This is a genomic window from Paraplanobispora siamensis, from assembly GCF_016863175.1.
Lineage (GTDB): Bacteria > Actinomycetota > Actinomycetes > Streptosporangiales > Streptosporangiaceae > Planobispora > Planobispora siamensis.
Genome location: NZ_BOOJ01000109.1, coordinates 1 through 10,977 on the forward strand (window position 1 = coordinate 1; position 10,977 = coordinate 10,977).

At 70.2% G+C, this 10,977-nt stretch carries 10 protein-coding genes; 6 read left to right on the plus strand and 4 right to left on the minus strand.

Features of this window, described 5'->3' with window-relative positions:
- Window positions 1-44: 44 nt before the first annotated feature.
- The gene (locus tag Psi01_RS42345) at window positions 45-689 is read right to left on the minus strand and encodes a CHAP domain-containing protein (RefSeq protein WP_239128444.1); all 645 of its coding nucleotides are present in this window, start codon (window positions 687-689) and stop codon (window positions 45-47) included.
- 433 nt (window positions 690-1,122) lie between these two features.
- Between Psi01_RS42345 and Psi01_RS42350 the strand changes: the two genes are divergently transcribed.
- Both Psi01_RS42350 and Psi01_RS42355 read left to right on the plus strand, forming a co-directional pair.
- Entirely contained in the window at window positions 1,123-1,365 is a 243-nt protein-coding gene (locus Psi01_RS42350) for a hypothetical protein (RefSeq protein WP_203880313.1), read from the plus strand.
- Between the two features lie 432 nt (window positions 1,366-1,797).
- The gene (locus Psi01_RS42355; protein ID WP_204069860.1) at window positions 1,798-2,922 is read left to right on the plus strand and encodes a hypothetical protein; all 1,125 of its coding nucleotides are present in this window, start codon (window positions 1,798-1,800) and stop codon (window positions 2,920-2,922) included.
- Window positions 2,923-2,987: 65 nt separating this feature from the next.
- Here the strand turns inward: Psi01_RS42355 and Psi01_RS42360 are convergent, their stop codons facing one another.
- Together Psi01_RS42360 and Psi01_RS42365 are read right to left on the minus strand one after the other, a co-directional pair.
- Window positions 2,988-3,224, minus strand: coding sequence for a hypothetical protein (locus Psi01_RS42360; RefSeq protein WP_204069861.1), 237 nt, complete (start codon window positions 3,222-3,224; stop codon window positions 2,988-2,990).
- A gap of 189 nt (window positions 3,225-3,413) precedes the next feature.
- The gene (locus Psi01_RS42365; protein WP_239128445.1) at window positions 3,414-4,979 is read right to left on the minus strand and encodes a S8 family peptidase; all 1,566 of its coding nucleotides are present in this window, start codon (window positions 4,977-4,979) and stop codon (window positions 3,414-3,416) included.
- 303 nt (window positions 4,980-5,282) lie between these two features.
- On the opposite strand from Psi01_RS42365, the gene Psi01_RS42370 reads away from it, so the two are divergent.
- The 3 genes from Psi01_RS42370 (at window position 5,283) to Psi01_RS42380 (ending at window position 9,690) form a co-directional block, all read left to right on the plus strand.
- Complete coding sequence (locus Psi01_RS42370; RefSeq protein WP_204069863.1) at window positions 5,283-7,583, plus strand: chemotaxis protein CheW; 2,301 nt, start codon at window positions 5,283-5,285, stop codon at window positions 7,581-7,583.
- A 2-nt stretch (window positions 7,584-7,585) separates the two neighbouring features.
- Window positions 7,586-8,038, plus strand: coding sequence for a chemotaxis protein CheW (locus Psi01_RS42375; RefSeq protein WP_203880308.1), 453 nt, complete (start codon window positions 7,586-7,588; stop codon window positions 8,036-8,038).
- A gap of 200 nt (window positions 8,039-8,238) precedes the next feature.
- Entirely contained in the window at window positions 8,239-9,690 is a 1,452-nt protein-coding gene (locus tag Psi01_RS42380) for a diguanylate cyclase domain-containing protein (RefSeq protein ID WP_204069864.1), read from the plus strand.
- A 38-nt stretch (window positions 9,691-9,728) separates the two neighbouring features.
- On the opposite strand, the gene Psi01_RS42385 is transcribed toward Psi01_RS42380, so the two are convergent.
- Window positions 9,729-10,154, minus strand: coding sequence for a MarR family winged helix-turn-helix transcriptional regulator (locus Psi01_RS42385; RefSeq protein WP_204069865.1), 426 nt, complete (start codon window positions 10,152-10,154; stop codon window positions 9,729-9,731).
- 61 nt (window positions 10,155-10,215) lie between these two features.
- On the opposite strand from Psi01_RS42385, the gene Psi01_RS42390 reads away from it, so the two are divergent.
- Window positions 10,216-10,854 carry a maleylpyruvate isomerase family mycothiol-dependent enzyme gene (locus Psi01_RS42390; protein ID WP_204069866.1) on the plus strand — a complete coding sequence of 213 codons (639 nt, stop codon included), beginning with the start codon at window positions 10,216-10,218 and terminating at the stop codon, window positions 10,852-10,854.
- Window positions 10,855-10,977: the final 123 nt, after the last annotated feature.

Genomic DNA, 10,977 nt, shown 5'->3' on the forward strand with positions numbered 1-10,977 from the left:
GCCGCGCCGTACCCCCTCTTTCGCATGTGCCCGCCGCGCTCCGGTCAGGAGGCGTACTGCGGGTAGCCGTAGCCCACGACCTGGGACTTCGGGCGCACGCGCTGCTCGACCTTGCCGTTGCCGGTGTTGCCCTCGATCGTGGTGATCGTGCCGTCGCCGTTGTCCTTCTTGACCAGGCCGACGTGATCGATGCCGGAGATGTCGTCGCTCCGGTCCCAGTCGAAGAAGACGACCGAGCCGGGCGTGGCCTTGGTGCCGAAGCGCCCGTTGTCCTTGAACCACTGGGCGTAGGTGACGGTGTAGGCGTCCCAGCCGACGCTCGGGCGCAGGCCGACCTGCTCGCCGACCCAGGAGACGAACATCGCGCACCAGGGGGCGTTGGCGTAGGCCTTGACGTTGCCGCCGTCGCGGGCGACGGTCTCCTTGGCCCGCTGGGAGCCCATGTACCAGGAGTGGAACTTGGTGCCGCCGCCGGCGCCGTTCTCCTCGACGCCGATCTGCTCCTGGGCCACCTTCAGCAGCTGCTCGGCGCTCACCTTGGCCAGGCTGTCCGCCGGGGGCCGCTGCGCCGGGGCGGAGTCGGCGTGGGCGGCGCCGCCGGTGGCCAGGGTGGCCGCGGCGGTGGCGGCGAGGCCGAGGGTGGCGGTCAGGACACGGGCGCGGGTGGTGAGGCGAGCGGCGAAAGTCACGAAGGCGATCCCTTGTTCGGCGATAGGACGTCGGCCTGGTGGCATCGCACGGGGCGGAAGCCGGCCGGTGAAGAACCCTGTGCCAGCGGCCTTCGTCATCCAGTAAGCCGTCCGGGCGTAGCGGGAGAAGTGCGCTAAAGGTGCCGTACGGGTGCAGGCTTCTGCGAACCCTCACATCCCACCGGAACACTAGAAAAATCCGCGTTCCACGACAGGAAACAACGGAGCAGGGAGTGATCCGGGCACGCGGCATCCGGAGAGCGGGAAAAGCCCCTCACAAATCCCCATCGGCGCGGCGCATGGGAAATTCGTGGCATTAACCAAAGATTCCCTTTAACCAGACAAGCCCGACAGCGCCGACTCTCCGAATATTTTCGCGACGCGCCGAGGACGCACTGGATCGCTGATTCGTCAATTCGATATAACGGGCTGCATGAGTGGTAGCAAGCGCGGACCTGACCCCAAGTGGGGGCCGGTGAAGCAGCACCCCCTACGGGTGCCCGTTGAGCTTCTCGGCGACATCAAGACATTCGCCCAGCAGCGCGGATGCTCTGTGAACGAGTACATCGTCACGGTGCTGGCACGCGAGCATGACTTCGTTCTGGCTCCGCCGCCACGTCCGGCGGCGCAGGACCAGCTCCCGCTCATCGAGGGGCGTCAGGAGGCGGCGGCATGAATATCTTGATTCACCTCCGAAAGAGGAGGCGCGAGCGCTAACGTAAACCGCCGCTAAAAAAAGCGGTGCCCATAAACGCGGAAGCCCCCGCGCTGCGGCCTCACAAACCATGCGCGAGGGACTCCCCCACAAACACCTGAACCAGGAACCGCAGACGTCCAGAAGATCTCTGGACCGGAACTTCCGAGATCCTCTGTTGCCCGACAGCCAGAGCCTCAGAAGAGCCTCAAGCCCGAAGCTTCCGAAGTCTTATCGGCGGTCGGAGCTTTTGCGTGCCTGGAACAGGGTCTAACACCTGTGGAGTCCACCATAGACGATTGGCCCCCGGGTCGGCCACTCGTACGCGGAAACGGTCCCTTCCGCGTGTCCCGACCTGTCTCACGCAATGTCGGTCCCCGCCCAATTCCTTCTACTTTGAGCAAAGTCCCCCCCATGAAACATATGCATAAGGAAATCCCCCCCGCCCTCACCAGGGCCCAGTCACTCGTGCTCTGGTGCGAGGTCATCGCCATGTGCCCGGACGCGGCCCACCGCCGCGCCGACTGGTGGCGCAACACGATGCACGTGGTGTGGGTGCTGATGCGCTACGCCGACTCCGACATGATCACCAAGCCGTGGAGCGGCGCCACCTGGGACAGGCTCGCCCAGGAGGCCGGCGTCTCGCGCTCGACCCTCGCCGACCGGATCCGCTGGCTGCGCATCCACGGCTTCCTGTTCGTCCTGATGTCCGGCTCCACCCCGCAGCTGCGCGGACGACGCAGGCGCGGTGCCGGCGACCGCCTGGGCAACCTCGCCGCCCAGTACGCCCTGACCGTCCCCGTGGCGGTCCTGGAGGCCATGGACCCCGAGGAGCTCGAGCGCCTGGTCCCGCCGGTCCCCGAGGTCGTCCCCGAGCGATGGGAGGACGTGCCCTGGCCTGTGGAAACGCTTCCTGTGGACGTAACTCGGACCCCAAGGGTTTCTCCTTACGTAGGAGAAAGATCTATGAGCCCCGTACACGCGCGCGCGAGCGATCAAGATCACGCGCCGCGAAAAGATCACAAGCCCGCACCGGCGAGCTCCGCGCCCGCGACACCCGAGCCTGCGTGGTCGGGCACCGTCACGCCGGTCACCAAATCCCAGCGGCTGCAGGCCTGCCGGCGGCTGCGCGAGGACGACCCGGTGCTGCGCAAGCTGCCGGAGAAGCACCTGCGACACCTGCTGCGCCCGCTGTTCCAGGCCGGCGCCACCGTCAACGACGTCAAGTACGCCTTCAACCTCCAGCCGGACGGCCGGCCGTGGCCCTACACCGACGACCCGCGCTGGATGCCCGGCTGGGTCCGCTGGCGGGTGGCGGCCTGGGCCGACGACGACGGGACGCTCCGCGCGCCGCTGCCCTCGCAGGTGCGGGCGGAGGCGAACCGGGTGCGGCTGCTGGAACAGGCCCAGCGGGCCGAGCGTACGGCCAGGGAGCGGGAGAACCGGGGGGCGCCCGATCCGGAGGTCATGGCGCAGCTGAGGGTGCGGCTGTGCGAGGCGGCCAGTGGTGCGAGGCGTTCCCGTACGGCCGTAGGGTGAGTCTCCGGCTGAGAGGTGTCCGATCTACCCGTCTTTACATTGTAAAGGCGTATGGATCGCACAACTCACCCATAAAGGGAGTCCACCACCGAGCTCGCCCAGCGCATCCGCTCGCAGGCCAGTTCCGGGTGCTCGCCGAACTCCTGGGCGAAGGCGGCCACGCAGCCGGCCTCGCCGCCGTGCTGGTCGATCACCTGCAGGATCGCGGTGTCGGCCGTCTCGCGGTCCAGGAGGGCGGTCGCCGAAACGGGCGCCAGGGCCAGCGCTTCGGCTCGGACGGTCTTGCTGATCTCGGTGCTCATCGGGATGTCATCTCCTTGTCCGGTTCTGCAGGATTCGGTGCTACGGGTCGGTCGTACGTGACGTCTGATCCCATTACGTGTGATGTGGGTCTCATAGGGGGTTGCCCTACGGGTGCCGAAGGGTTGCGCCCGGTGCCTGCGGCGGGGCATCGCCACAGGCACCGGGCACGATCAGGGACGCGCCGGTCGCTAGAACCTGACGCTCCACGAGTCGAGGTAGCCGTTGTTGCGCAGCGGCAGCAGGGTGCGCAGGCGCAGTTTCCAGGTGCCGTCGAGGGCGCGTCCGGCCACGGGGACGGTGTAGACGGCGTTCAGGTCGGCGCCGCGGTCGCGCAGGCTGAGCTTGCGCAGCGGGATCGTCTTGCCGTCGGGCAGGACCAGGTCGATCACGAGGTCGGCCCGGCTGGCCCGCTTGACCGCCACGGTGACGGTCGCGGTGTCGGCGCCGTCGGCCATGCCGCGCACGGTCAGGCTCGCCTGGCTGCCGTACCACGACTTCGACAGCGGCACGTCGATGTCGTTGACGAAGTGGGTCTCGGCGGGCGGCTCGGGTTCGGGCGCCGGGGGCGCCGGGACCTCCTCGGTGCCGCTGTAGGCCAGCAGGTTGGGCGAGCCGGTTCCGGCGTTGCCCACGATGCCCGGGGTGGCCTCCTCGGTGAGGGCCTGGGCGACCTGCCGCGGGGTCGCGGCGGGGTCGGCCGCCAGGTGCAGGGCGGCCAGGCCGGCCACGTGCGGGGCGGCCATGGAGGTGCCGCTGATGGTCCTGGTGGCGGTGTCGCCGGTGCTCCAGGCGGAGGTGATGTTCACGCCGGGGGCGAACAGGTCCAGGCAGCGGCCGTAGTTGGAGAAGGAGGCGCGGCTGTCGGCGGCGGAGGTCGCTCCGACGGTGACGGCCTCGGAGACCCTGGCGGGCGAGGCCGCGCAGGCGTCGGTCGCGCTGTTGCCGGCGGCGACGACGTAGGTGACGCCGGCGGCGACGGAGCGGCGGACCGCGTCGTCCAGGGCGGTGCTGGCCGATCCGCCCAGGCTCATGTTGGCCACCGACGGGCCGGTGGCGTTCTGGGTCACCCAGTCCACTCCGGCGATCACGCCGGAGACGGTGCCGCTGCCGTCGCAGCCGAGCACGCGGACGGGGTGCAGGTCGGCGCCCTTGGCCACGCCCCAGGTCTGTCCGCCGACGGTGGCGGCCACGTGGGTGCCGTGCCCGTTGCAGTCGGCGGTGCCGTATCCGTCGCCGACGGTGTCCACGCCGCCCGTCACCCGGCCGCCGAAGTCGGTGTGGCCGGACCTGATGCCGGTGTCGATGACGTAGACGCCGACGCCGGAGGCGGTGCTGTCGTAGGTGTAGGAGCCGTCGAGGCCGCGGGTGCGCTGGTCGAGGCGGTCCAGGCCCCAGGTGGGGCCGGTCTGGGTGTCGGTGGCGCGTACCCGGGTGTCCTGCTCGACGTAGGCGACCGCGGGGTCTCCGGCGAGCATGCGGGCCTGGGCCTCGGAGGCCCGTACGGTGAAGCCCTTGATGCCGCCGGTGAAGGTGCGGGCGACCTTGCCGCCGCGGCGGGTGGTCAGTTTGCCGGCCTGCTGGCGTACCGCGGTCGAGGAGACGGCGGTGCCGTTCTTCAGTACGACGATGTACTGGCCGGAGACGAGCTGTCCCGCCGGTTTGCGGACGGTGCCGGGTTTGTCGGCGGCGTGGGCCGCGGTGGCCATGCCCGTCCCGCTCAGGAGCGCGACGGCGAGCAGGCCCGCGGTCGTCATCGTGCGCATGGTTCGGTGCGCGTGACGCATGCCTGTGCGGCGCATCTGTGTCCCTTCCATGGCGCCCGGGGTCTCCCACCGCGTGCGGCGTCCCTGCCGCTGCGGGCGACGGGCGCCGAGGCGTCGTCGCGGGCTCAGACCAGAAGTTCTCTGGTACCTCCGCATCGGCACTCGGCCTGACGCCTTAAGAGAAAGCAGGAAAAAGAGCCCGAAAGCAGACAACCGAGGTTTTCAGGACTTCCTCAGGTGCCGTCCGGGGCCGCCGATGAAAGGGCTGGCTTATAAGAGAGGGAGAGGACCATCGTGGACGAGTTGGGCGACATCATCCAGGAGTTCCTGGTTGAGAGTCACGAGAACCTGGACCAGCTGGACCGGGACCTGGTGGCGCTGGAGCAGGACCCCGGCTCCCGGGAGATGCTTTCCAGCATTTTTCGGACAATCCACACCATCAAGGGCACCAGTGGCTTCCTGGCGTTCCACCGCCTGGAGACGCTGACCCACGCAGGTGAGTCGCTGCTGTCGCGTCTTCGTGACGGCGCCCAGCAGATGAACCCGGCCAGTGCGGACGCCCTGCTGGCCATGGTGGACACCGTGCGCACGCTGCTCGGCTCGATCGAGGAGACCGGCGGCGAGGGCGACGTCGACGTCGAGTCGGTCATCGCCCAGGTGCAGGAGTGCATCGAGGACCCCTCGGCGCCCAAGGCCAAGCCCGCCGCCAAGGCGAAGAAGGCGGCCGCGCCCAAGGCGCCCGCCGCCGAGAAGGCCCAGGTGGAGGCTGAGACTGAGGTCGAGGCGGAGCCCGAGCCCGTCGCGGAGGCCGAGCCCGAGCCGGAGCCCGTCAAGGCCGTCAAGGCCGCGGAGCCCTCCCCCACCGCCCCGCCGGCGGCCGCACACCCGGCCGAGGAGACCGGCCAGAACGCCCGGCGCAGCATCGCCGAGAGCTCCATCCGCGTGGACGTCGACCTGCTCGACACGCTCATGCGGCTGGTCGGTGAGCTCGTGCTCACCCGCAACCAGATCGTCCGCGGCGTCAGCGAGGTCTCCGACCCGGCGCTGGTGCGCACCACCCAGCGGCTGAACCTGATCACCAGTGAGCTGCAGGAGAGCGTCATGAAGACGCGTATGCAGCCCATCGACCACATCTGGTCGAAGCTGCCCCGCGTCGTGCGCGACCTCAGCGGCTCCCTGGGCAAGCAGGTCAAGCTGGCCATGGAGGGCAAGGAGACCGAGCTCGACCGCAGCCTCCTGGAGGCGGTCAAGGACCCGCTGACCCACCTGGTGCGCAACGCCGTCGACCACGGCATCGAGACCGTCGAGGAGCGCGTCGCCAAGGGCAAGCCCGGCCAGGGCACCCTGACGCTGCGCGCCTACCACGAGGGCGGCCACGTCATCGTGGAGATCAAGGACGACGGCGCGGGCATCGACGTCGAGCGGGTGGCGCAGACGGCGCTGGACCGCGGCGTGGTCACCCGTGACCAGCTCGCCCGGATGGAGTCGCGCGAGATCATCGCTCTGGTCTTCCAGCCCGGCTTCTCCACCGCCAAGAAGGTCACCAACGTCTCCGGCCGCGGTGTCGGCATGGACGTGGTCAAGACCAACATCGAGCAGATCGGCGGCGCCGTCGATGTGGACTCGACGCTGGGCAAGGGCACGACGTGGCGGCTGACCATCCCGCTCACCCTGGCGATCATCCAGGCCCTCACCGTCGAGTGCGGCGCCGAGCGCTACGCCATCCCGCAGGTCGGCGTCGACGAGCTGGTGTTCGTCGACGGCCAGTCCGGCCAGGCGATCGAGCACGTGTCGGGTGCGCCGGTCTACCGGCTGCGCGGCAAGCTGCTCCCGCTGGTCCGCCTGGACGAGACGCTGGGCCTGCCGGTGCGCAACAGCGACCGCGACGTCTACATCGCGGTGCTGCAGGCCGACGGCCGCCGCTTCGGCCTGGTCGTCGATCGGGTCCTGAACACCGAGGAGATCGTGGTCAAGCCGCTGACCGGCCGGATGAAGGACGTGGGCGTGTACGCCGGCGCCACCATCGTCGGCGACGGCAAGGTCGCGCTGATCCTCGACATCCCGTCGCTGGCCCGCCGCTCGCACCTGGCCGCCGAGGCCGCCGAGCGCGCGCAGCTCGACCACGCCGACACCCGCCCGCGCGGCGGCAGCATCGAGCGCCTGCTCATCGCCGGCATCGGCGAGCGCCGCGTGGCGATCCCGCTGGACATGGTCACCCGTCTGGAGGAGTTCCCGGTCGAGCGCATCGAGCGGGTCGGCAGCCGGGAGGTGGTCCAGTACCGCGACCACATCCTGCCGGTGATCCGCCTGGCCTCGCTGCTGGGCTGCTACGACGTCTCCGAGGGCGAGACCGTGCCCGCGGTCGTCTACACCGAGCGCGGCCGCAGCGTGGCCCTGGTCGTCGAGCAGATCGTCGACATCGTCGAGGACCACATCGAGTCCCGCAGCGACCTCGACGACGACGGCCTGACCGGTTCGGCCGTCATCCAGCAGCGCGTCACCGAGCTGCTGGACGTGCGGCGGGCGATCCTCGCCGCCGACCCCCGCTTCTACGCGGAAATGTCCGAAATCACCAACTCGATGGTCGGAGCCTGACAATGCCCAGCCGCCAGTACGCCACCTTCGAGGTGGCTGACCAGCTCTTCGGGGTGGACGTGGCCCAGGTGCAGGAGGTCCTGCGCTTCCACGAGTACACCCGCGTCCCGCTGGCGCCGACCTCGGTCGGCGGCCTGTTCAACCTCCGCGGTCAGGTCATCGCCGCGGTGGACCTGAGGGTCCAGCTCGGCCTGCCGCCGAGGGACCTGAACGTCCCGGCGATGAACGTGATCGTCTCGGTCGACGACGAGTGGGTCAGCCTGCTCGTGGACCGGATCGGTGAGGTCATCGAGCTCGACGACGACGCCTTCGAGCCGCCGCCGGACACCCTGGCGGGCGCCTACCGCAACCTCATCGTGGGCACCTTCAAGCTTCAGGACCGCCTGATGCTCGCCCTCGACGCGCGGCGCGCGGCCGACACGACCGTTCCGGTCCCGGCCCAGCACTCCGCCTGACGCGCGGGCCGGTACCGCGGCCGGGCAGGGCCGCGGCACCGGGAGGAGGAAGGGGTGCGGGGCATCCGTACGGGTGCCCCGCACCCCTTTTCCCGTGTCCGCGGGCCGGTCCCCCGCCCGGGGGCGCCGGCTTCGCAAAAGAGTATCGATACGCAGAGGATTGACCTCATCTCACAGGGTCATCGGCCGATCACATGAACATGACCGTTCTCCGTACCCGATGGCTGATAGCGACGGCCGTGCTCGCCGCCGCCGTCGTCTCGGTGACGGCCGGCAATCTGATCGCCGAGATCGCGTACCAGGCCGTCTACATGCTGATATGTGCCGCCGCCTGGTGGGCGGCGCTGCGCCCCGGCGACGCCGTCACGCGGCGTCCGTGGGTGCTGATCGCCGTGGGGCAGACGCTCCTGCTCATCGGCGACACGACGGCGACGGTCTTCTACTACTTCCTGCCGGAGACCGACCCGACCGGGTGGATCGACGCGCCCTGGCTCAGCGGGTACGCGGCCATCGGCGTCGCCATCATGATCATGGCCCGGCGGCGGTCCGGCCGGCGGCTGCGCGAGCCGCTGCTGGACATGCTGACCCTCACCAGCGCCGCGGCGCTGGGCATGTGGCGGCTCATCGTCGCCCCCGCGCTGGAGGAGACCGACGGCCAGTACACCCTGGGCATCATCCTGGAGGCCTCCTACACGGTCGGCGACGTGGTCATCATGGCGGCGGTGCTGCTGCTGGTGCTGTCGTCGGGGACGCGCGGCGCCCCCACCCGCCTGATGATCGCCGCAGGGTTCTTCCGCCTGGTCGCCGACATCGGGCTCGCCCTGGCCGTCTCCACGGAGACGTTCCTGCCGGTCAACGGGGTCGTCCTGCTCGCCAACGCGCTCATGGTGATCACCGCGCTGCGTCCCGACCGCGACGAGTTGACCCGGCCCGCCCGCCAGACCCGCACCCTGCACCCGGCCCGCGTCGTCTTCCTCGGCCTGGCCCTGCTGACCGCCCCGGTCATCGCGGTGGTCGAGGGATCGGTCCCGGGCGGCCAGCGCATGGCGCTGCTGCTGGCCACGGTCACGGCCAGCGGCTTCGTCCTGACCCGGTTCGCGGTGGCGGTGCGCCAGCAGGAGCGCGCCGAGCAGCAGCTGATCCGCCAGGCGGCCTACGACCCGCTCACCGGGCTGGCCAACCGGCGCACCCTGCACACCAGGATGGAGGAGTGCGCCACCGGCGACGTGCTGCTGTATCTGGACCTGGACGGCTTCAAGGCGGTCAACGACACCCACGGCCACGAGGCCGGGGACGCCCTGCTCATCGAGATCGGGCGCCGGCTGAGCGCCGCCGTACGCGAGGAGGACCTCGTGGTACGGCTCGGCGGCGACGAGTTCGCCCTGCTGTGCCCGCAGAGCGCCGCCGGCACCGACCTGGTCCCGCTGGCCGAGCGGATCCTGGCGTCCATCGCCGAGCCCGTCGTCTACGGCGACCACGAGCTGCGGGTGGGGACCAGCATCGGCGTCGCCGTCTTCCGGGAGGGCGTCACCACCCCCGGCGACCTGATCCGCGACGCCGACGCCGCCATGTACCAGGCCAAACGCGGCGGCCGCGGCCGCTGGGTGCTGGCCGAGTCCTCCGGTGAGAGCGCGCTGAGCCTGGTCGGCTGACGGCTGCCGAGTCTGCGGTTCCCGGCTCAGAAGTCGGTTCAGAAGTCGGTGATGATGCGCTTCAGGGTGCCGTGCAGGCCGGTGAGGCCGTCCTCGCCCAGCATGTCCGCCAGGCGGCGTTCGATCTCGTCGATCACGGCGTATTCCTTCGTCAGCGCCCGGTCGCCCTCCTCGGTGAAGACGATGAGCTTGGCCCGGCGGTCGGCGGGGTCGGGGACGCGGCGCAGGTAGCCGAGCTCCTGCAGGTCGTCGATCAGCTCCCCCATCGCCTGTGGCGTCATCTGGGCCTTCTCCGCCAGCCGGCTCAGCCGGATGCCTTCGTGCTCCATGTGGAAGAAGACCGCCGAGTGGGCGGGCCGGAGGCGGGGGTCGAACTCCTTGCTCGCCTCGAACGTGAAGTCCGACAGGCGCATGTAGGCCTCGTACAGCAGGGCGGTGACGTGCGGCGGATGAGTCGCGGCCAAGGGGGTTCCCCTCTTTACTAAGGTAGCCTTATATTAAGGGTACCTTAGTAGGAGGCGCGTGATGAACCAGCAGGAAATCTGGGCCGCCCTCGAAATCGAACGACGCGGTCTGGCCGACATGCTCGACGGGTTGTCCCCCGAGGACTGGGACCGGCCCTCCCTGTGCGAGGGCTGGCGGGTCCGCGAAGTGGCCGCCCACCTCGCGATGTCCGTCGAGGTCAAGGTGGGACGGGTGCTGGTGGAATTCGTCAGGGCGCGCGGCAGCTTCAACCGCGTGGTCCGCGACACGGCCGTGCGGCACGCGCGACGGCAGTCGACCGGCGACATCGTCGAGGAGATCCGCAAGACGGCCGTCTCCCACAGCCGGGCGTTCGGCACCAAGCCGCTCGACCCGCTGTTCGACGCCCTGGTGCACGGCCAGGACATCGCCGTGCCGCTGCGCATCGGGCGCACCATGCCGCTGGAGGCGGCCCGCGTCTGCGCCACCCACATCTGGGAGCGCGGCTTCCTCTTCCACCCCCAGCGGCGGCTGCGCGGCCTGCGGCTGGTCGCCACCGACACCGACTGGGCGGTCGGCGAGGGAGAGGTCGTGCAGGGCCCGGTGCAGGCCCTGCTCCTGCTGATGAGCGGCCGGTCCACCGCCGCCCTGCCGGACCTCGACGGCGCCGGTATGCCCGCGCCGAGCTCGCGCATCTCCTGACCGGGGACCACGCCAGGAGGGCGGACGCACACCTCCCCACCCCGCGGGCCCGGTACGGCGCCGCCGGGCGGAGAAACCCGCGGCCGCCGGTCAGACGGGAGGACCGGGGCCGGGTCCTGCCAT